At 73.8% G+C, this 21176-nt stretch carries 19 protein-coding genes; 12 read left to right on the forward strand and 7 right to left on the reverse strand.

Annotated features, from left to right (window positions below; all coding sequences use genetic code 11):
- Positions 1-238 precede the first annotated feature (238 nt).
- Together ACI79C_RS08915 and ACI79C_RS08920 are read left to right on the forward strand one after the other, a co-directional pair.
- Positions 239-652: a VOC family protein gene (locus ACI79C_RS08915; RefSeq protein ID WP_456945278.1), complete on the forward strand. Its 414-nt coding sequence runs from the start codon at positions 239-241 to the stop codon at positions 650-652.
- Between the two features lie 286 nt (positions 653-938).
- On the forward strand, positions 939-1613 hold the full coding sequence (locus tag ACI79C_RS08920; RefSeq protein WP_456945279.1) for an OsmC family peroxiredoxin: 675 nt from the start codon (positions 939-941) through the stop codon (positions 1611-1613).
- 254 nt (positions 1614-1867) lie between these two features.
- Here the strand turns inward: ACI79C_RS08920 and ACI79C_RS08925 are convergent, their stop codons facing one another.
- The gene (locus tag ACI79C_RS08925) at positions 1868-2623 is read right to left on the reverse strand and encodes a helical backbone metal receptor (RefSeq protein ID WP_456945280.1); all 756 of its coding nucleotides are present in this window, start codon (positions 2621-2623) and stop codon (positions 1868-1870) included.
- A 68-nt stretch (positions 2624-2691) separates the two neighbouring features.
- Positions 2692-5937 (reverse strand): fused isobutyryl-CoA mutase/GTPase IcmF, encoded by a 3246-nt coding sequence (gene icmF, locus ACI79C_RS08930; RefSeq protein WP_456945281.1) that lies wholly within the window; start codon positions 5935-5937, stop codon positions 2692-2694.
- A gap of 163 nt (positions 5938-6100) precedes the next feature.
- On the opposite strand from icmF, the gene ACI79C_RS08935 reads away from it, so the two are divergent.
- Positions 6101-7090, forward strand: a complete 990-nt coding sequence (locus ACI79C_RS08935; protein WP_456945282.1) for an NAD(P)H-dependent flavin oxidoreductase — start codon at positions 6101-6103, stop codon at positions 7088-7090.
- Positions 7091-7111: 21 nt separating this feature from the next.
- Here the strand turns inward: ACI79C_RS08935 and ACI79C_RS08940 are convergent, their stop codons facing one another.
- Positions 7112-7663 carry an N-acetyltransferase family protein gene (locus tag ACI79C_RS08940; RefSeq protein WP_456945283.1) on the reverse strand — a complete coding sequence of 184 codons (552 nt, stop codon included), beginning with the start codon at positions 7661-7663 and terminating at the stop codon, positions 7112-7114.
- 51 nt (positions 7664-7714) lie between these two features.
- On the opposite strand from ACI79C_RS08940, the gene ACI79C_RS08945 reads away from it, so the two are divergent.
- The gene (locus ACI79C_RS08945; protein ID WP_456945284.1) at positions 7715-9400 is read left to right on the forward strand and encodes a ribonuclease J; all 1686 of its coding nucleotides are present in this window, start codon (positions 7715-7717) and stop codon (positions 9398-9400) included.
- Between the two features lie 83 nt (positions 9401-9483).
- Here the strand turns inward: ACI79C_RS08945 and ACI79C_RS08950 are convergent, their stop codons facing one another.
- Positions 9484-9942 carry a GNAT family N-acetyltransferase gene (locus ACI79C_RS08950; RefSeq protein ID WP_456945285.1) on the reverse strand — a complete coding sequence of 153 codons (459 nt, stop codon included), beginning with the start codon at positions 9940-9942 and terminating at the stop codon, positions 9484-9486.
- A 48-nt stretch (positions 9943-9990) separates the two neighbouring features.
- Between ACI79C_RS08950 and ACI79C_RS08955 the strand changes: the two genes are divergently transcribed.
- On the forward strand, positions 9991-10497 hold the full coding sequence (locus ACI79C_RS08955) for a TVP38/TMEM64 family protein (protein WP_456945286.1): 507 nt from the start codon (positions 9991-9993) through the stop codon (positions 10495-10497).
- Positions 10498-10976: 479 nt separating this feature from the next.
- Here the strand turns inward: ACI79C_RS08955 and ACI79C_RS08960 are convergent, their stop codons facing one another.
- From ACI79C_RS08960 to ACI79C_RS08970, 3 genes are all read right to left on the reverse strand, one after another.
- Positions 10977-11864 (reverse strand): alpha/beta fold hydrolase, encoded by an 888-nt coding sequence (locus ACI79C_RS08960; RefSeq protein WP_456945287.1) that lies wholly within the window; start codon positions 11862-11864, stop codon positions 10977-10979.
- Between the two features lie 201 nt (positions 11865-12065).
- Positions 12066-13310, reverse strand: a complete 1245-nt coding sequence (locus ACI79C_RS08965) for an MFS transporter (protein WP_456945288.1) — start codon at positions 13308-13310, stop codon at positions 12066-12068.
- A 121-nt stretch (positions 13311-13431) separates the two neighbouring features.
- Complete coding sequence (locus ACI79C_RS08970) at positions 13432-14352, reverse strand: LysR family transcriptional regulator (RefSeq protein ID WP_456945289.1); 921 nt, start codon at positions 14350-14352, stop codon at positions 13432-13434.
- Positions 14353-14439: 87 nt separating this feature from the next.
- On the opposite strand from ACI79C_RS08970, the gene ACI79C_RS08975 reads away from it, so the two are divergent.
- The 7 genes from ACI79C_RS08975 (at position 14440) to ACI79C_RS09005 (ending at position 21089) form a co-directional block, all read left to right on the forward strand.
- On the forward strand, positions 14440-15447 hold the full coding sequence (locus ACI79C_RS08975) for a cyclase family protein (protein WP_456945290.1): 1008 nt from the start codon (positions 14440-14442) through the stop codon (positions 15445-15447).
- 11 nt (positions 15448-15458) lie between these two features.
- Complete coding sequence (locus ACI79C_RS08980) at positions 15459-16613, forward strand: FAD-dependent monooxygenase (protein WP_456945291.1); 1155 nt, start codon at positions 15459-15461, stop codon at positions 16611-16613.
- 94 nt (positions 16614-16707) lie between these two features.
- Positions 16708-17646, forward strand: a complete 939-nt coding sequence (locus tag ACI79C_RS08985) for a VOC family protein (protein WP_456945292.1) — start codon at positions 16708-16710, stop codon at positions 17644-17646.
- Positions 17647-17693: 47 nt separating this feature from the next.
- Entirely contained in the window at positions 17694-18608 is a 915-nt protein-coding gene (locus tag ACI79C_RS08990) for a fumarylacetoacetate hydrolase family protein (RefSeq protein WP_456945293.1), read from the forward strand.
- The gene (locus ACI79C_RS08995) at positions 18605-19357 is read left to right on the forward strand and encodes an SDR family NAD(P)-dependent oxidoreductase (protein ID WP_456945294.1); all 753 of its coding nucleotides are present in this window, start codon (positions 18605-18607) and stop codon (positions 19355-19357) included. Before ACI79C_RS08990 ends, ACI79C_RS08995 begins: the two co-directional genes overlap by 4 nt.
- Before the next feature lie 22 nt (positions 19358-19379).
- Positions 19380-20558 (forward strand): alpha/beta hydrolase family protein, encoded by a 1179-nt coding sequence (locus tag ACI79C_RS09000; RefSeq protein WP_456945295.1) that lies wholly within the window; start codon positions 19380-19382, stop codon positions 20556-20558.
- A 93-nt stretch (positions 20559-20651) separates the two neighbouring features.
- Entirely contained in the window at positions 20652-21089 is a 438-nt protein-coding gene (locus tag ACI79C_RS09005) for a VOC family protein (RefSeq protein WP_456945296.1), read from the forward strand.
- Positions 21090-21176 lie beyond the last annotated feature (87 nt).

Raw genomic sequence — 21176 nt, forward strand, 5'->3', positions numbered from 1 at the left:
TCGCGGCCGTTGCGGGCGATCGAGCGGTGGTGTCGCGGCGGCGCACGTGGCGGCGGTCCGTGGGACGTCGCAGCCCTCCGTCGGCGTGCAGCGAGAGCGACCGCCGGCGCCGGCTGTGCCCTCGAGCGATGACTCTCGGGAGCCTGTCGGGTCGGTACTGAGGCAGCCCGATCCGTCCCGAGGGGGCATGGTGGAACTCGACCGCGCAACCGTGTGCCTGCCCATTCGCGATCGATCGGTGTCACACGCCTTCTACAGCGCCCTCGGGTTCGTGGCAGTCGGTGAGCCGGGGGACGACGGCCTCCCCGAGCCCCTGCAGTTCGAGATCAGCGTCGGCCTGCGCGTGATGCTGATCCCGGCGGTCGGCTTCGGCTGGGTGATCGGTCGTCGGCGCCGATCACCCCGGAGTGCGCACGAGTGCCTGGTCGTGATCGGGCTGGCCACCGATGCCCAGGTCGACGAGCTGATGCGCCGCGCGCAGGACGCCGGCGGCGACATCGTCTACGCCGCCGAGAGCCAGACGTGGGGCCCCGCCCCTGCGGATGACGACTCCGCGGCTGTTCGGAGTCCGGACGCCTACGCCGGCGCGTTCACCGATCCCGACGGCCACATGTGGCAGGTCAGCCGCGCGGACGGCGTCCTCATCCGATGAGCCGGTCGCCCACCCAGCCTCCGCCGCGATGCGGGTCGAGCGCAGCGCGGGCGCCGACATCGGCGCGGTCCGGTCCGTCGGGACGACGGAGCCATCGAGGGAGCAGCCGCGACCTCGCAATTCATCACCCCACGTCCGTCCCCGTCGACGGAGTGGTGCAAGGGGGTCGGTGCGCCGGGCGAGGACCGCAGCGGCGGATCCGAGCGCGGCGGATGGCCCCCCGAACGACTGGACGACTACGCGGCCGCCCGTTCGGCGCGGCCGTCCCGAGCCGAGGAGGAGCCCCATGGTCGTCCGCACCGCCCGTACCGCCTGGAACGGCACCCTGCAGGAGGGGTCCGGCCAGGTCGAGCTCAGCAGCTCCGAGGTGGGCACCTTCGACGTCTCCTTGCCCAGGCGCACGGCCGACGACGCCGACGGCACCACGAGTCCCGAGGAGCTGGTCGCGGCAGCTCACTCGTCGTGCTTGTCGATGGCGCTGGCCCACGAGATCGCCAGAGCCGGTGGCACGCCTCAGTCGCTGGAGGTCTCCGCCGACGTGACCCTCGGTCAGAGGGACGGCGCGCCGACCATCACGAGAATCGCCCTGACCGTCCGCGGCGAGGTCGAGGGCCTCGACGCCACGGGGTTCGAGCAGGCCGCTCGGGCCGCCAAGGCCGGGTGTGCGGTCAGCCGGGCGCTCGCCGGGGTGGACGACATCACCCTCGACGCGGCCCTGGAGAGCTGCCGAGTCGCCACCGCCCGCGCGCTCGCGGCGGTCCCGCGATCGCCCCCACAGCACAGCCGCAGACAGGGAGCGCCGGCCCGTGACACTCGGCTCCCGGGCCCGCGACTGAGTCCACCGCCACGTCCCTCCGCGTCCCGAGAGGGCACCTCCGTGCGGCTCGAACGGGAGACAGCGATCGTCCACGGCGGGGGCCGACCGACCGGCTCGGCCGTGGCCCAGCCTTCGCCGCCGTAGGCGCCCGCGGCCACCTCGCCGGCCGCACCGCCACCCGCCTGCAGCCGGTCGCCGACCGCATCACAAGCACCGGCGACCGGGCGACCGTCGCGCAACTCGACGTGCTCGACCCGGCGCAGGTCGAGCAGCACGCCCGCGGCGTGGCCGAGTCCGTGGCATCGACATCTGCCCGGACGGGACCGCGCACCGCGTGGACGTCCCCACGGGGACGTCGTGCGAGCGGCGCCGCCTCCGATGCGGACACGGCGCGACCGTCAGCCGCGGATCGCCGCCGACAGCCGCGCGCGGGCGGGGCCGAGGGACGGGCCGTACCAGGTGAGGTCGCGGCCGGAGACCAGCGCGCACCGCGTGCCGGGGAACGCCTCCGGGCCGTCGTCCGCGGTGAAGAGGTAGGGCTCGTCGGGGAGGACGACGACGCGGGGCGCCGCGCCGGCGATCTCGTCGACCGTCACCTTCGGGTAGCGGTCGGCCGCGTCGGCGAAGACGTTGACCAGGCCGAGCCGGGCGAGGACGTCGCCGGTGAAGGTGCGCGGGCCGACGACCATCCACGGGTCCCGCCAGACCGGGACGGCGACCCGCAGCCGGCTCCCCGGCGCCGGCTCGGCCCAGACCGCGGCGGCCTCGGCCAGCCAGCCCGGCTCACCGGCGTCGAGGACCTCGGCGAACAGCCGGCGCATCGAGGCCAGCGCCTGGTCGACCGACTCGATGACGGTGACCCACACCGGGACGCCGGCCGCGCGCAGCCGGTCCACGTCGAGCCGGCGGTTCTCCTCGCGATTGGCCACCACCAGGTCGGGGCCCAGCGCCACGATCGCGGCCCGCTCGGGGTTCTTGGTGCCCCGCACCCGGGTCACGTCGAGGCCGGCGGGGTGGGTGCACCAGTCGGTGGCGCCCACCAGCCGCTCGGGCACGGTCGCCGCCAGCGCCTCGGTGAGCGAGGGCACCAGCGAGACCACCCGCCGCGGCGGCCGCGGCAGGTCGACCGGCGTCCCGAGGTCATCTGTCAGCACATCCGCTCCTCCGGCCCCGTCCCGAGGCTCACCCCGAGCGTGCGAGGGGTGAGGAGGACGGGGTCCTTCTACACGTTGCGGCGGTACTGCCCGCCCACCTCGAAGAAGGCGTCGGAGATCTGACCCAGCGAGCACACCCGGACGGCGTCCATCAGCGCGGCGAAGACGTTGCCGCCCTCCATCGCCACCTGCTGCAGGCGGGCCAGCGCGGCGGGCGCCTCGTCGGCGTGCCGGGCGTGGAAGTCGGCGAGCCGGGCGAGCTGCGACTGCTTCTCCGCCTCGGTCGCCCGCGCCAGCTCCAGCGGCTTGGGCGGGGTCTCGTCGCGGTGCGGGTCGAGGAAGGTGTTGACCCCGACGATCGGCAGGCTGCCGTCGTGCTTGCGGTGCTCGTAGAGCATCGACTCGTCCTGGATCTTGCCGCGCTGGTAGCCGGTCTCCATGGCGCCGAGCACTCCCCCGCGCTCGGCGATCCGGTCGAACTCGGCCAGCACCGCCTCCTCGACCAGGTCGGTGAGCTCGTCGATGACGAACGAGCCCTGCAGCGGGTTCTCGTTGCCGGCCAGCCCCCACTCCTTGTCGATGATCATCTGGATGGCCAGGGCGCGGCGCACCGAGTGCTCCGACGGTGTGGTCACCGCCTCGTCGTAGGCGTTGGTGTGCAGGCTGTTGGCGTTGTCGTAGATCGCGCAGAGGGCCTGCAACGTCGTCCGGATGTCGTTGAAGTCCATCTCCTGGGCGTGCAGCGACCGGCCCGAGGTCTGCACGTGGTACTTCAGCTGCTGCGACCGGCTGTTCGCCCCGTAGCGCTCCTTCATGGCGACCGCCCAGATGCGGCGGGCGACCCTGCCGATGACCGAGTACTCGGCGTCCATGCCGTTGGAGAAGAAGAACGACAGGTTCGGTGCGAAGTCGTCGATGGCCATCCCGCGGGCCAGGTAGGACTCCACGTAGGTGAACCCGTTGGCGAGGGTGAAGGCCAGCTGGCTGATGGGGTTCGCCCCGGCCTCGGCGATGTGGTATCCGGAGATCGACACCGAGTAGAAGTTGCGCACCCCGTGCTCGATGAACCACTCCTGGATGTCGGCCATGCACCGCAGCGAGAACTCGGTGGAGAAGATGCAGGTGTTCTGGCCCTGGTCCTCCTTGAGGATGTCGGCCTGCACCGTGCCACGGACGGTGGCCAGCACCCAGGCCCGGATCTCCTCGGCCTCGGCCGCGTCCGGCTCGCGGCCCTCCTCGGCGCGGAAGGCGTCCAGCCGCTGGTCGATCGCGGTGTTGAGGAACATCGCGAGGATGGTCGGCGCCGGGCCGTTGATCGTCATCGACACCGACGTCGTCGGCGCGCAGAGGTCGAAGCCGGAGTAGAGGACCTCCATGTCGTCCAGCGTGGCGATGGAGACCCCGGAGGTGCCGACCTTGCCGTAGACGTCCGGCCGCGGGTCCGGGTCACGCCCGTAGAGGGTGACCGAGTCGAACGCCGTCGACAGCCGGGTGGCCTGGTTGCCCGCCGACAGGAGCTGGAACCGGCGGTTGGTGCGGAACGCGTCGCCCTCGCCGGCGAACATCCGCGCCGGCGCCTCGCCGGCCCGCTTGAACGGGAAGACGCCGGCGGTGAACGGGTAGAACCCGGGCAGGTTCTCCCGCCGCAGGAAGCGCAGCAGGTCGGCCTCGTCGGTGGTGCGGGGCAGCGCCACCCGGCGCACCGGGTTGCCCGACAGCGTCTCGCGGGTCAGCGGTGTGCGGATCTCCCGGCCGCGCACGGTGTAGACGTACTCGTCGCCGGAGTAGTCCTCGACGCGGGATGGCCACTCCTCCAGCAGCGACCGGACCTCGGGGAGCAGCTCGGCGTCGGCGGCCTCCAGCAGCTCCCGCACCCGCTGCGCGGCCGGGTCCTCCCCCAGCAGGTCCGCGGTGGTCCGCAGCGACTGCCGCCGCCGGACGACGTCGGCCTGCTCCTCGGTGCGCCCGTGGTGGGCGCGCACGGCCTCGGCCACCTCGGCCAGGTACCGCGACCGCTGGGCCGGCACCACGCTGGACAGGCCGCTCGACGCCATGACGTCGACCCGCGGCAGCACGCCGGACCCGACCGGCAGGCCCTTCTCCGCGAGCAGGCCGAGCAGGTGCTGGTAGAGCGCCGTCACCCCGTCGTCGTTGAACCGGGCGGCACTGGTGCCGAAGACCGGCATCTGCTCCCACGGCTGGCCGAAGGCCTCCCGGTTGCGCAGCATCTGCCGGGCCACGTCGCGGCGGGCGTCCTCGGCTCCCCGCCGCTCGAACTTGTTGATGGCCACGGCGTCGGCGAAGTCGAGCATGTCGATCTTCTCCAGCTGCGAGGCGGCGCCGAACTCCGGCGTCATCACGTACAGCGCCACGTCGGAGAACGGGACGATCCCGGCGTCGCCCTGACCGATGCCCGGCGTCTCGACGACGACCAGGTCGAACCCGGCCGCCTTGACGGCGCACAGCACGTCGTCGAGGTGCTCGGGCGTCTCCGCCCCGGCCGACCGGGTGGCCAGCGAGCGGAAGAAGGTGTGCGCCCCCTCGCCGGTCTCCAGGGCGTTCATCCGGATCCGGTCCCCGAGCAGCGCACCGCCGCCGCGGCGCCGCGTCGGGTCGATGGCGAGGACGGCGACCCGCAGCTTGTCCTCCTGGTCCAGCCGCAGCCGGCGCAGCAGCTCGTCGGTGAGCGAGGACTTGCCCGACCCACCGGTGCCGGTGATGCCCAGCACCGGCACGGTCCGCGCCGCGGCGGCCTCCCGCACCCGCCCGGCCAGCTCCGGGTCGCGCCCGGCCTCGAGCACGGTGATCGCCCGGGCCAGCGCCGCCGGCTCGCCGGTGAGCAGCGCGTCGACGTCGGGGCGGTGCGCCGTGAGGTCGACGTCGCACGCGCGGACCAGCTCGTTGACCATCCCGGGCAGGCCCAGCCGGGCGCCGTCCTCCGGGGAGAAGATGCGCACCCCGCGCTCGCGGAGCAGCGCGATCTCCTCGGGCACGATCACGCCCCCGCCGCCGCCGAACACCTGGACGTGCCCCGCACCGGCCTCGGCCAGCCGCTCGACCAGGTAGGTGAAGTACTCGACGTGGCCGCCCTGGTAGGAGGAGATCGCCACCCCCTGCACGTCCTCCTCCAGCGCCGCCCGGACGGCGCTGTCGACGCTGCGGTCGTGGCCGAGGTGGACCACCTCCGCCCCCTGGCTCTGCAGCAGCCGCCGCATCACGTTGATCGCCGCGTCGTGCCCGTCGAAGAGGCTGGCCGCGGTCACGAACCGGACCGGGTGGACGGGGACGTGCAGGTCGGACGGCTGGGCGGGCATGCCACTCCCTGGTCTCCGGCGGGGCGACGTCGCCCCGCCGAATTAGTTGGACGTCCTAGTATCCGCGCCCGCACCGGCCGGTGTCCACCGGCGACGAAGGGCCCTTGACGCCCTGCGCGGGGAGCGCGACGGTCGGTCCCGCGGCGCAGCGCGAGGAGGCGCCATGGTGTCCACCCGGTTCACCGAGCTGACCGGCTGCTCCGTCCCGGTGCAGCAGGCGCCGATGGGTGCGGTGGCCGGGCCCGCCCTGGTCGCGGCGGTGGCCGAGGCCGGCGCCGTCGGCACGCTCGGCGCGCTCGGCATGACCGCCGACCAGGTCCTCCGCGCGATCGAGGAGGTGCGCGCCCGCACCTCCGGCGTCCTCTCGGTCAACCTCCCGACCGAGGACGTCGACGAGGACGTCGTCGCGGCCGCCGCCGAACGCGTCCGGTTGGTCGACTTCTTCTGGCTGGCGCCGCGCCCGCGGCTGGTGGAGCAGGTGCACGCCGCCGGAGCGCTCGTCGGCTGGCAGGTCGGCTCGCTGGACGAGGCGCGGGCCGCCGAGGACGCGGGGTGCGACGTGGTCACCGTCCAGGGCGTCGAGGCGGGCGGGCACATCCGCGGCGACCGGCCGCTGCGGCCCCTCCTCGAGGACGTCCTCGAGGCCGTCGCGGTCCCGGTCCTGGCCGCCGGCGGCATCGCGACCGGGCGTGCGCTGGCGGCGGTGCTGGCCGCGGGGGCGGACGGCGCCCGGATCGGCACGCTCTTCCTCGCCACCGAGGAGTCGGCCGCCCACCGCGACTACAAGCGGGCGGTGCTCGGCGCCGGCCCGGGCTCGACCGTGGTGACCGGCGCCTTCGCCACGCAGTGCCCGCTGTGCGCGACCAGTCCCCGCGCCCGGGTGCTGCGCACCGCCGTGGAGCGGGTCGGCCGGTTCCCCGGTGACGTCGTCGGCACCGTCCGGGTCCGCGGTGAGGAGGTGCCGCTCCCCCGCGGCGCGGGCCTGCCACCCGTCACCGCGGTCTCCGGGACGGTCGAGGCGATGGCGCTGTACGCCGGCGAGGGCGTGGGCGAGGTGACCGCCGTCCGGCCGGCCGGGGAGGTGGTCGCCGAGCTGGCGGCCGCCGCCGACCGCGCGCTCGGACCCGGCGCCGGGCGCTCCGCCGCACGCTGAGCGCGGCGACCCCGACCGCCGTCAGCGCGGCGGCTCGGGCTCGCCGTCGTCGTCCGCCCCGTCGCGGAGGGGCCGTTGGCTCCAGGCGACGTCGTGCCAGCGGCCGAGTTTCCAGCCGACCCGGCGGTAGGTGCCGCACGGCGTGAACCCCAGCGCGGCGTGCAGGCCGGCGCTGGCGTCGTTGGGCAGCACGATGCCGGCGAGGGCCATCCGGAGGCCGCGGGCGGCGAGCCGGTCGAACAGGGCGGTGTAGAGCGCCCGCCCGGCGCCCGGTCGGCGGCGCCCTCGCTCGGTGTAGACGCTCACCGACGTCGACCAGCGGTAGGCCGGTCGGGTCATGAACGGGCCGCCGTAGGCGTAACCGGTGACCCGGCCGGCGTCCTCGAGCACCACCCAGGCGTGCGTGCGCAGGGCGGCCGCGATGCGCGAGCCCATCTCCGCGGCGTCGGGCGGCTCGGTCTCGAAGGAGATGGCGGTGTCCCGCACGTAGGGCGCGTAGACCTCGGCGCACCCGCCCGCGTCCGCCTGCGTGGCCTCCCTGACCAGCCAGCCCTCCGCCACGGACCCATCCAACCGGCCCGAGGGTGCGCGGCCGCACGGAGGGCGTCGCCGTAGCGTTATGGCATGAGCCACGCGCACCCGGACCTACGCACGCCCCCGCCGCTGCCCGACGGCGGCCTGCGGGTGGTGGCCCTCGGCGGCCTGGGCGAGATCGGCCGCAACATGACCGTCTTCGAGCACGGGGGCCGGCTGCTGATCGTCGACTGCGGCGTGCTGTTCCCCGAGGAGCACCAGCCGGGGGTCGACGTGATCCTCCCGGACTTCACCTCGATCCGGGACCGGATGGACGACGTCGAGGCGATCGTCCTCACCCACGGGCACGAGGACCACATCGGCGGGGTGCCCTACCTGCTGCGCGAGCGGCGTGACATCCCGCTGATCGGCTCCCGGCTCACGCTGGCCTTCGTCGACGCCAAGCTCAAGGAGCACCGCATCCGGCCGACGACCCGCCAGGTGAGCGAGGGCGACCGGCTGTCGTTCGGTCCGTTCGACTGCGAGTTCGTCGCGGTGAACCACTCGATCCCCGACGCGCTCGCCGTGGCGATCCGCACGCCCGCCGGGATGGTGCTGCACACCGGCGACTTCAAGATGGACCAGTTCCCCCTCGACCGGCGGATCACCGACCTGCGCGCCTTCGCCCGGCTCGGCGAGGAGGGGGTCTCGCTGTTCCTGACCGACTCGACCAACGCCGAGGTCCCCGGGTTCACCACGTCCGAGGGTGAGCTGGTGCCGGCGATCGAGACGGTGTTCCGGACCGCGCCCAAGCGGGTCATCGTGTCCAGCTTCGCCAGCCACGTGCACCGCATCCAGCAGATCCTCGACGTCGCGCACGCGCACGGCCGCAAGGTGGCGTTCGTGGGACGCTCCATGGTGCGCAACATGGGCATCGCGCGGGACCTGGGCTACCTGTCGGTGCCGCCCGGGCTGCTCGTTGACATGCGAGAGCTGGAGAAGCTGCCCGCCGACCAGGTGTGCCTGATCTGCACCGGGTCGCAGGGCGAGCCGATGGCGGCGCTGTCGCGGATGGCCAACCGCGACCACGTCATCCGCATCACCGAGGGCGACACCGTCCTGCTGGCCAGCTCGCTCATCCCCGGCAACGAGAACGCCGTCTACCGGGTGATCAACGAGCTCACCCGGTGGGGCGCGAACGTCGTCCACAAGGGCAACGCCAAGGTGCACGTCTCCGGCCACGCCAGCGCCGGCGAGCTGGCCTACTGCTACAACGTCGTCCGGCCGCGCAACGTCATGCCGGTGCACGGCGAGTGGCGGCACCTGCGGGCCAACGGCGACATCGCGGTCAAGACCGGCGTGCACCCGCGCGGGGTGGTCATCGCCGAGGACGGTGTCGTGGTCGACCTGGTCGACGGCAAGGTGCGGATCACCGGCAAGGTCCCGGCCGGCAACGTCTACGTCGACGGCACCACCGTCGGCGGCGCCACCGAGGCGCACCTGCGCGACCGGCGCACGCTGGCCCAGGAGGGTGTCATCACCGTGGTGGCGATCGTGGACGCCGACACCGGGCAGCTGGCCGAGGAGCCGGACTTCCTCGCCCGCGGGTTCGTGCACGACGAGGCGACGTTCGAGACGGCGATCCCGGTCATCGAGAAGGCGCTGGCGAGGGCGGCCGAGGAGGGGGTCGGCGGCGGGGTCCAGCTCGAGCAGCTGATCGGCCGCGCCGTCTCGGGCTGGGCGGACAAGACCTACCGGCGCCGCCCGATGGTCATCCCGATCGTCGTGGACGCCTGACGCTCACCCCGCATGCACGTCAGCCGGCTTCCGCGCCCCCGTCCGCTCCTCGCTCGTACCTCGCTGCGATGCTCCCGGGGCTGTCAGCCGGCATGGCGGTAGGCCGTGACCCAGAGCCCCGGCAGCACCTCCCGCTCCCCGGTCGGGACGAACCCGAGCCGCTCGTAGAGCGCCCGGGCGGGGGCGTTGGCCCGGCCGGTGGCGACGACGGCGGGACGCCCGTCTGCCCGGGCGAGCAGGGCCCGCACCAGCGCCGTCCCGATCCCGCGCCGGGCGGCGGCGGGGGCGACGACCAGCCGCTCGACGTCGAGGAGGGCACCGTCCTCGGTCCAGGCGACGGCCCCGGCGAGCCGGCCGTCGCCGTCGAGCGCGCCGAGCCAGGACAGGCCCGCGCTGCGGAGGCCGACGAGGTCCTCGCGCAGCGGCGGGATCCGGTCGTCGCCGATCAGCGCGGCCTCGACGGCGTAGGCGGCGACCTGGACGGCGAGCAGCTCCCGGGCACGGGCCTCGTCGGTGACGGGGTCGATCCGCTCGATGCGCACGGCGGGCAGCCTGCCAGCGGCCGGCGGCGGCTCGTCGTCCTGGGGCTGGTGCTGGCCGGCGCCGTCGTCCTCGCGCTGACCGTCGACCGGCCCGGCGTCCCGGCGCTGCGCGGCTGGCTGCACGACGCGGGGCCGCTCGGGTGGGCCGCCGTCGTCCTGGGCTGCGCCGGGGCGCTGATGACGCCGGTGCCGCGGACGGCGCTGTCGGTGCTGCTCGGCGCCGCGGCCGGCTTCCCGGCGGGGCTGGCGGTGGCGGTCGCCGCCGGCTGGCTCGGCGGCCTGGGCGGGTTCACGGTGGCCCGCCACCTGGGCCGGGACGCCGTCGCCCGGTTCACCGGCCGGCGGCTGGCGCGCGCCGACCGGCTGTTCCGCGACCGCGGCTTCCTCGCCGTGCTCGCCGCGCGGGTCAGCCCGGTGCCGTTCTGGATCGTCAGCTACGCGGCCGGGCTGTCCAGCGTGCGCCGGTGGCCGCACGCGCTCGGCACGGCCGTCGGGGTGGTGCCCGGCGCGGTGCTGCACGTCGGCATCGGCGCCTCGGTGCTGGGCTGGCTGTAGCGCTCAGCGCAGGCGCCGGGCGAGGAACGCGCGCACGTCGGCGAGCAGCCGCGGGTGGTGGGGCGCGGTCGGACCCGGGCGGGTGCACCGACGACGGCAGCGACAGGCCGACCAGGTGCGCCGGTCCCTCCCGTGGGCGCCGGCCGGAACACGCCGCCCCGGGCACACCCCGTCCGAGCGGTTCCGATAACGAAAAGGTCACGTTTCCCCTGTCGGGGATGACGTGTACCGCTGCGGGACAGAAGGTGAACAACAGGTGAACGAGAGGTGGCTGAGATGCGTACTGACTGTCCGCAGTGCCGTTGGGTGTCCGTGGTGGACGGCTCCGGTCGTCGACACATGGAGATGCGGTGGATCTCGCCGGCACCGACGAGCCAGCCGGTGCAGCGCGCCGCCTGAACCCGCGCAGAACAGCGAACAGCCCGTCCGGACGACGTCCGGACGGGCTGTTCCCTGTTCCCAGGCCGATCGGGGACCTGCTACTTCCAGCGGTCGATGAACTCGGCCGTCGCCGCGTTCACGGCGTCGGGGTCCGAGGCGCTCAGGAAGTGCCGGCCGCCCTCGACGACCCGGAGCTCGGCCGCGGGGCTGTTGACGAAGAGCCTGATCTCGTCCTCGGCGTTGGCGACGGAGTAGACCGGGTCCGCGGTGCCGTGCATCCAGAGGACCGGACACCGCACACCGTCCAGCCGGCCGTGGAGGCCGTCACGGTCCCGCAGGTTGATGCTGCTGATCCGCAGACGCGCACGCCCCGCGTCGCCGGTGTAGTTCTGCTGGTGCTGCGCGTGCCAGAACGCGCGCTCCTCCGGCGGGACGTCCTCGCCGAGCCCCTCCGCGAGGACCGCGTCCACGAGCTCGACGGGGATCACCCAGTCCTCGCCGACGCTCTCGGCCAGTGCGTCGATCGCCGGGGTGCAGAAGCCGATCCCGTCCCAGCACCCCAGGTCCCGGCTGCGCTGGCTCTCCGCGTCCATCGAGGTGCCGAGCGGGATGATGCCCCTCACCGCGCCGGGGGCGAGCACCGCCATGCGGGCCGCCACCCATCCGCCCTGCGACGTGCCCAGGACGAACGCCTCGGGGATGCCGAGTGCGTCGAGCACCTGCAGGTCGGCGATGGCCGAGTCCCAGTAGGTGAACTGCTCGTACGAGGCGCGGGTGCGGCCGTGCCCGTACGGCTCCAGGGCCAGCAGGTTGGCCGTCGCGGCGAGCCTCTCGTCCGCGAACTGGGGGCGGTACAGCTCGACGGACGTGCTGAACGAGTTGACCAGGACCAGCGTCGGGAGCGACGGGTCGTAGTCCTTGCCGAACCGGTAGCCGATGGTCGAGGTGCCGAGGTGGGGCACCGTGATCGTTCCCGTGTCGCTCATGGTCTCCCCGTCCTCAGGGACCGGCGCGCTGCGGATCGGCCCGAGCCGTGGTGGGCCCGGCCATCGTGATCGCGTCCCCGCGACCGGTCAACCGCCCGGTGCGACGGCTCCGCCCCGCTCCCCGCCACGAACCCGGGACGCGGACCGGCCGGCCACGCCCCCGGGGGAGCGTGGCCGGCCGGGGACCGGAGACCGGAGCCGTCAGTGGGCGAGCGCCGGGTCCGCGGCCGCGGTCGGCCGGGCCACGCGCACACCGACCGCCGCGACGACGGAGAGGGCGCCGATCACCATCAACGCCGAGCCCAGCCCGCTGATCGCCCCGCTGAGCCCCAGCACGACGAGCGGGCAGACGAACTGGCCGATGAACATCGCCGACGTCCAGACGCCAGTGCCGCGGCCGCGCTGCTCGAAGCCCAGAGACCCGAGCGCCCAGCTGAGCATCGAGGGCAGCAGCAGCCCGTTGCCGAACCCGGTGACCACGGCGAACGCGACCACCATCGGCACCGAGCCGGCGAGGCCCAGCCCGACGAGCCCGACCCCGGAGAGGGCGAAGGCCGCCGGCACGGTGACCGCGGGGCCCAGGGGGGCGAACCGAGCGAACAGGAACCCGCCGACCGCCGTGCCCAGCGAGGCGATGGCGCTCACCGCGCCGATGGTCCCGGTGGACTCGACCCCGATGCCGTCCAGGACGAACGACAGCTCGACGATGAGCACGTAGAAGACCAGGCCGCCGAAGAGGGTGACGCCGACCGGCGCCGCGAGCCGGCGCCACGGCATGGGCGGCAGCTGCTCGGTCCGGGCGACGGGCGTCGGCTGCCACACGTACCTGGCGGCGAGCACCGCCAGGGGCAGGCTGACCGCGTACAGCCAGAACGGCGTGCGCCAGTCCTGGGCGCCGAGGGCGCCGCCGAGGCCGAAGAAGACGGTCGCCGCGACCGTGGTGAACACGACCTGCAGGCCGAAGTAGCGCTCCCGCTGCGACCCGTGGAAGTAGTCCCCGAGCAGCGTGGTGCAGCAGGTCATGATCGCGGCTTCGGTGAGCCCCACCAGCACGCGGCTGGCCACGATGAGCTGGAGGGAGTCGAGCCACAGGGGCGCGGTGCCGGCCACGGCGTAGGCGACCAGGGCGCCGACGAGCAGCCGCTTGCGGCCGACCCGGTCCACGATCCGCCCGGCGACCATCGCGGTCAGGCCGATGACCAGCGCCGGCGCGGTGAGCACGATCGGGGTCAGGGCCTCGACGCCCGGCGTGCCGGCGAAGGCGTCCTGGATGCGCGGCAGCACAGGGGCCAGCAGCACCGACCCCAGCACGCCGAGGCAGCTGGACAGCAGCAGGACCAGGGCCTGCGGGAGGCCGGCCGGGCGCCCGGTGGCGGGGTCGACGGCGACCTCGCCGGCCAGCGGCTCCGCGACGACCTGGGCAGGGGTCGTGACCTGTTCCGACACGGGCACTCCTCGATCGGGCGCCGGTCCCGTGACCGGCGTCACTGGGCGAGGAGTGTGCGCACCGTGACGGGCATCAGGGAACGACGAAGTCCTGATGCGCACTATCGGCGCGGCTGATGCCTCACTCGACCGGGTCGGTCGCCTGCCGGGCGGCGCGCGACACCAGGCCCCGGAAGAACTGGTGCTCCGGGTCCCGGTCGTACACCGGGTGCCACCACATCGCCTCCAGCAGCGGCCCGACGTCGAACGGCGGCGGCAGCGCCCGGACGCCGGCGTCCAGCGGCAGCAGCTGGACCAGCCGCTCCTGCAGCAGCGCGATCCGGCCGCTGCCGGCCACCAGCCCGGGCACGGTCAGGAAGCTCTCGGTCACCACCTGGACGCGGGGCTCGATGCCGAGCATCCGCATCTGCCGCGCGGCCGGGGTGGACGCTGTCGGCCCGTGGTAGGTGACCACCCACGGCATCGTCTGCAGGTGCTCGACGGTGAGCGACTCCCCCACCTCGGCATTGTCGGAGGAGACGACGAGCACCCACCGGTCGCGGTGGAGGTCGGCGTAGGGAAGGTCCGAGAGGAAGCCGCGCGGCAGCACCATCAGGTCGGTGTTGAGCAGCGTCTGCTGGGCCTGGTCGACCGCGTCCGGGGTGTTGTGCGCCAGCCGCAGCCGCGCCCCCGGCGCCTCCTCCTCCAGCAACTGGGCCAGCGTGTCCCCGAGGACGGCGCAGCCGTAGTCGCTGATCAGCACGGAGAACTCACGGGTCGACTCGGCGGGGTCGAAGTCCGGCTGGGCGGTGAACACCCGCTCCACCCCGTCGAGGGCCAGTCGCACCCGCGGCTTGAGCTGCGCAGCCAGCGGCGTCAGCAGGTAGGAGTTGCCGACCCTCGAGAGCAGCTCGTCGCCGAAGTGCCGGCGCAGTCGCGCCAGGGACGCCGACAGCGCCGGCTGGCTGAGCCCCAGCTGCTGGGCCGCCCGCGTGACGCTGCGCTGGTCGAGCAGCGCGTCCAGCGAGACCAGCAGGTTGAGGTCGAGGTTGGCCAGGTTCACGGTCGCGCAGCCTATAGACGTCGTTGATGACCGGCATCACCCTTTCGGTCTTCCCTGATACCCCGATGAGCCCGGACCGTGGACGGCGTGACCCGCACCACCGCCGACGTCCCGCCGCCGGACCGCACCGACCCCGAGGGCGCCATCGCCGCCGCCGCGAAGCGCTGCTTGAACTGGGGCCGCTGGGGTGCCGACGACGTCCTCGGCACGCTGAACTTCCTCGACGAGGCCAAGCGCGTCGAGGGCGCCCGCCTCGTCCGCCGCGGGACGAGCTTCTCGCTGGCCCAGTCCTTCGACACGGACGGCCCGCAGAAGGGCTGGCGGCGCCGCACCAACCCGGTGCACACCATGACCGACACCGGCGTGGACGCCGAGCGCGGCACCCAGGGCTTCCCGCACGGCATCGGCGGCGCCGACGACGTCATCTTCATGCCACTGCAGTGCTCGACCCAGTGGGACGGCCTCGGCCACATCTTCGACCACGGGATGGCCTGGAACGGCCGCCGCGCGGGCGACGTCGTCACCAGCGAGGGCGACGCGGTCACCGGTATCGAGACCGTCGCCTCGCTCATCGCCGGCCGCGGGGTCCTGCTCGACGTCGGGCGCGCCATCGGCACCGACGGCGAACTGCCCGACGGGTTCGCCATCACACCGGCGCACCTGGAGGCGACGATCGCCGCCCAGGGCGAGAGCGCCCGGGTCGGCCGCGGCGACCTCCTGCTCGTGCGCACCGGCCGGCTCGCGCGAGCCCGCCGCGACATCGCCGAGGGACGCGGCTGGGGTGACTACGCCGGCGGTGCCTCCCCCGGCCTGTCGTTCACCACCGCCGACTGGCTGCACGCCTCCGAGATCGCCGGCGTCGCCACCGACACCTGGGGCTTCGAGGTGCGGCCCAACGAGTTCGACGTCGCCTTCCAGCCGCTGCACCAGGTCGCCATCCCGAACATGGGCCTGTTCATCGGCGAGATGTGGGACCTCGACGCGCTCGCGGCCGACTGCGCCGCCGACGGCCGGTGGGACTTCTTCCTCACCGCCGCCCCCCTGCCCGTGACCGGCGCCGTCGGGGCCCCGGTCAACCCGATCGCCGTCAAGTGAGGGAGCCGACCGTGCCCGCCGTGAACTCGGTCCTCGTGGTCGGTGCCGGCCTGGCCGGCACCGCCACCGCCATCCGCCTCGCCGAGGCCGGCGTCGCCGTCGACCTGGTCGAGATCAAGCCCGAGACCACCGCGCTGGGCTCCGGCATCACGCTGCAGGGCAACGCGCTGCGCGAGCTGCGCACACTCGGCGTCTGGGACCGGGTGCGTGCCAGCGGCTACGCCTTCGACGTCACCGGCATCCGCGCCCCCGACCCGGCCGGCACGGTGGTCGCCGAGATCCCCGACGCCAAGACCGGCGGCCCCGACCTCCCGGCCGCCATGGGCATGTCCCGCCCCGAGCTGGCCCGGATCCTCGTCGACCGCGCCGCCGAGGTCGGGGTCAAGGTCCGCTTCGGGACGACCCACACCGAGCTGCGCCAGGACGCGGAGGGCGTCGACGTCTCCTTCGCCGACGGCTCGGAGACCGGGGCGATCGGAGATCGGCGGGCCCGCTACGAGCTGGTCGTCGGTGCCGACGGCGTCCGCTCCTGGACCCGGCGAGCGCTGGGCATCGACCTGGAGACCCGGTCGGTCGGCATGGGCATCTGGCGGGTGTTCGGCCCTCGGCCGGCGAGCGTCAGCCGCACCGACCTCTTCTACGGCGGGCCCTCCTTCATCGCCGGCTACTGCCCCACCGGCGAGGACAGCCTCTACGCCTACATCGTCGAACCCGCCCAGGACCGCTCGACGCTGACGCCCGAGCAGCAGCTGGCCACGATGAGGGAGCTCTCGGAGGCCTACCACGGCCCCTGGGACGAGATCCGGGAGACGCTCACCGACCCGACCCGGGTCAACTACACCTGGTTCGAGACCCACGTGCTCCCCGCGCCCTGGAACCGCGGCCGGGTCGTGCTCATCGGCGACGCCGCGCACACCTGCCCGCCCACCATCGCCCAGGGCGGCGCGCAGGCGCTCGAGGACGCCTACGCCCTCACCGACCTGCTGCTCACCCGCGACGCGGTCGACGACGACCTGTGGAACGCCTTCACCGCCCGCCGGTTCGAGCGCGCCACGACCGTCGTCGAGGCCTCCAACCAGGTCGCCCAGTGGCAGCTCGACCACGTGCAGGGCGACATCCCCGCGGTGATGCGGCGCATCGCCCAGCTCACCAGCCGGCCCGCGTGAACCCCCACCCCGCCCGCCAGATCTGCACGGTGGTCGCCATCAGAGGGGTGACGGTGACCACTGTGCAGATCTCGCGCCGAACCGAGGACCAGACATGACCCAGCGCCTGATCACCCACCTGCGGCACGTCGACCTGGCCGTGCCCGACCTCGCCGTCCAGCGCGAGTTCTTCACCAACACCTGGGGCCTGAAGGAGGAGCACACCGACTCCGGCATCACCTTCCTCGCCGCCGAGGGCAGCCCCGAGCAGTACGTCGTCCGGCTGCGGGAGTCCGCCGACAAGCGGATCGACCTGATCTCCTTCGGGGCGGAGGACGCCGCCGACGTCGACGCCCTCGCCGGCCGGCTGGCGGCCGACGGCGTGCAGCTGGTCACCGAGCCGGGGACGCTGCAGACCCCCGGCGGCGGCTACGGCTTCCGGTTCTTCGACAACGAGGGCCGCACGATCGAGATCAGCTCCGACGTCGCCGTGCGGCAGCACCGGCCGATCGAGGAGGGCGAGTCGGTCCCGGTGCGCCTGTCGCACGTGGTGGTCAACTCCGCCGACCCCGAGGCCACCGTCGCCTTCTACGACCGGCACCTGGGCTTCTCGCTGTCGGACACGCTGATGCACCCACGCATGGGCTCGATGATGTGGTTCCTGCGCACCAACGCCTGGCACCACTCGATGGCGATCGCCCGCGGTCCGCACCCGTCGCTGCACCACGCGAGCTTCGAGCTGCGCGGCATCGACGAGTACATGCGCGGCACCGGCCGCCTGCTGCGCGCGGGCGTGGAGAAGATCTGGGGCCCCGGTCGGCACATGGCCGGCAACAACACCTTCAGCTACTTCCTCGACCCGCACGGCAACACCGTCGAGTACACGACCGAGCTCGAGGTCCTCGACGAGGACACCTGGCACCCGCACGTCTACGACTTCACCCGGCCCGAGGTCTCCGACCAGTGGGGCACGGCCAACGCGATGAACGAGTTCGTCGCCGCCAAGTCGTTCAACGACCCGGACAAGGGCCTGTTCGTGGCCCCGCCGGTGTGATGCGGTTCGCCACCTGGGAGGCGGACGGCCAGGTCCGCGCCGGCGTCGTGAGTGACGCCGGACTGCACGAGCTCCCCGCGCGGACGACGGTGCTCGACCTCGTCCGCGCGGGGCTCCCCGCCGCGCTCGACCTCGGCACGATCGCCCTGGACCGGCCGGCCGTGCCGATCGACGACGTCCGGCTGCTGCCGCCGCTGGCGGCGCCGACGGTGCGCGACTTCGTCGCGTTCGAGGAGCACGTCGAGGGGATGGTCGCGCCCAGCGGCGAGGCGGTCGCGCCGGAGTGGTACCAGGCGCCGACCTTCTACTTCACCAACCCGTACGCGCTCGTCGGCGCGTTCGACGACGTCGCCGTCCCGCCCGGCTCGCAGCGCTTCGACTTCGAGCTCGAGGTGGCCGTCGTCGTCGGCCGGGACGGCGCGTCGCTGACGCCGGAGCAGGCCCGCGACCACGTCTTCGGCTACACGGTGCTCAACGACTGGTCGGCCCGCGACCTGCAGTTCCGGGAGATGGCGGTCAAGCTCGGCCCGGCCAAGGGCAAGGACTCCGCCACCACCCTCGGCCCGTGGCTGGTCACCGCCGACGAGCTCGAGCCCTACCGGGACGACGACGGCTTCCTCGCCCTCGACCTGCGGGTCTCGGTGAACGACGAGGAGGTCGGCCAGGACCTGCTGAGCAACATGGGCTGGCCGTTCGAGGAGCTGATCAGCTACGCCTCCCGCGGCACCGAGGTCCGCGCCGGCGATGTGCTGGGCTCGGGCACCTGCGGCAACGGCGGCTGCCTGGCCGAGCTGTGGGGCCGCCGCGGCGAGGCCGCCCCTCCCCCGCTGCGGCCGGGCGACGTCGTGGAGATGAGCGTCGAGGGCATCGGCACCATCCGCAACCGCGTCGTCGAGGGCCTCGAACTGCCCCCGGTGCGCCCCGCCCGGCCGCGGCCGCGGCTGCGCAGGCGACCGGCATGAGGCTGCGGGGTGAGGTCGTCGTCGTCACGGGCGCCGGCCAGGGACAGGGCGCCGCGGAGGCCCGGCTGCTCGCGGCCGAGGGCGCGACGGTCATCGGCTGCGACGTGGAGCCCGAGCCGGCCGAGGAGCTGCCGGGCGTGGAGTACCGGCAGCTCGACGTCACGGACGCCGACGGCTGGGCCGCGCTCGCCGACGACCTGCGGGCCCGGTACGGCGTCGTCCACGGGCTGGTCGCCAACGCCGGGGTCACCTGGCGGGCCCGGCTGGCCGACCTCGACCCGGCCGACCTCACCCGCGTCGCCGACGTCAACGTCACCGGCACCCTGCTGGGAATCCAGGCGCTCACCCCGCTGATGACCGCCGGCGGGTCGGTGGTCGTCGTCGGCTCGGTCGCCGCGCTGACCGGCCACTTCCCGGTCGCCTACACCGCGTCGAAGTGGGCGCTGCGCGGCCTGGCCAAGGCCGCGTGCCTGGAGCTCGGCCCCCACGGCATCCGGGTCAACACCGTGCACCCCGGCTACATCGAGACGCCGATGACCGCCTCGGCGGCCCCGGCGTTCCGCGCCGCCAACGTCGCCGAGACACCGCTCGGCCGCACCGGCACCGTCGACGAGGTCGCCCCGCTGGTCGCCTTCCTCCTCAGCGACGAGGCCTCCTTCATCACCGGTGCCGAGATCCCCGTCGACGGCGGGATGACCGCCCACGGCGGCGTGAAGAGCATCAGCGACGCCGTCCGCGCCGCCTCCTGAACCACCCGAGAGGAACCGCACCGTGTTCGAGTACTTCCCCACCGGCCCCTACACCTGGAACCTCAGCGTCGTCGCGACGCTGAACTCCGGCGGCCTGATCGACGAGGTCGACCGCGCGTGCCGGCCGATCAAGGACGCCGCCAACGCCGGCGAGGACGCCGGGACGCCGGACTTCCTGCGCGCGTGGACGGCGCTGACCGACCAGCTCGTCGCCCAGGCCGAGGAGGCCGAGAAGGCCGGGCACACCCGCACCGCCGGGCAGCTGTACTCCCGCGCCACGAACTACCTGGCCCAGGCCGAGCGGATGCTGGCGCACTCCGACCCGAACCGGGTGCCCACCTACACGCGGCTGCTGGAGCTGGCACAGAAGGCGTTCGAGCTGCACAGCCCGCGCGTCTCCCGCGTCGAGATCCCGTACGAGGGCACCACGCTGCCGGCCTACTTCAGCGCCGCCCCGGCCACCGAGGACGGACCGGCGCCGGTGATGGTGCTGGTCAACGGCCTGGACTCCACCAAGGAGCACATGTACTCCTCGAACCACTGGGAGGAGCTGGCCGCCCGCGGCATCTCCTGCCTGATGCTCGACCAGCCCGGGACCGGTGAGGCGCTGCGGCTGCAGGGCCTGACCGCGTGCATCGACACCGAGGTCTGGGCCGGCGCGGCCGTCGACTGGCTGGAGACCCGCGCCGACGTCGACCCCGCCCGGATCGGCATCGTCGGCTGGTCGCTCGGCGGCTACTACGCCCCCCGCGCCGCCGCGTTCGAGAAGCGCTTCGCCCTCTGCGTCGCCTGGGGCGCCAACCACGACTGGGGCGCGGTCCAGCGCCGCCGCAAGGAGCGTGAGGGCGAGCGGCCGGTCCCCCACTACTGGGAGCACGTGCTCTGGGTGTGGGGCAAGGACGGCGACGAGCACTCCCTCGACGCCTTCCTCGACTTCGCCGACGCCGTCCACCTCGACGGCGTCGTCGAGCACATCACCGTGCCGTTCCTCATCGCCCACGGCGCGGGCGACCGGCAGATCCCGCTGGAGATGGCGCACCGCTCCTACGAGCAGGCGGTCAACTCGCCCAAGCGCGAGCTCCGCGTCTTCACCGCCGAGGAGGGCGCGACCGAGCACATCGGCCTGGACCACCTGCCGCACGTGAGCACGTTCATCGCCGACTGGGTGGCCGACACCTTCGCCGAGCTCGCGCGGGACTGAGTCCGACCGACGCACTCCGCGGCGCCCGCAGCGGAGTGCGTCGGTCGGCCGGACGCCGCCGGTCGGGTCCTCGGTCCCCTACGTTGCGGAGGCATGACGGTCTACCGGATGGACCACGCCGGCGTCGTGGTCGACGACCTCCCGGCTGCCATCGAGTTCTTCGTCGCACTGGGCCTGGAACTGGAGGGCGAGACCGCGGTCGAGGGTGAGTGGGTGGACCAGCTCGTCGGGCTGGACGGCGTCCGAGCCGACCTCGCCTTCCTGCGGACCCCGGACGGCCACGGCCGGGTCGAGCTGTCGACGTTCCACACGCCGGCGGCCACGAGCGCTGCCCCGAGGGCGCCGGTGAACACCCCGGGCATCCCTCGCCTCACGTTCGCCGTCGATGCCGTCGAGGACGTCCTCGACCGCCTGCGCGCCCACGGCGCCGAGCTCGTGGGCGAGGTGGCGCAGTACGAGGACGTCTACCGGTACTGCTACGTCCGCGGCCCCGAGGGCGTCATCATCGGGCTGGTCGAGGAACTCCGCTGATCGGCACGGCCCACCCCCGGCACTCCTGCGTGCCGTAACGTCGGGGGGAGGGGCACCCCGGAACTGCGCGCGGTCTGCCGCAGGTCA

The sequence above is a fragment of the Geodermatophilus sp. SYSU D00697 genome (assembly GCF_054050175.1).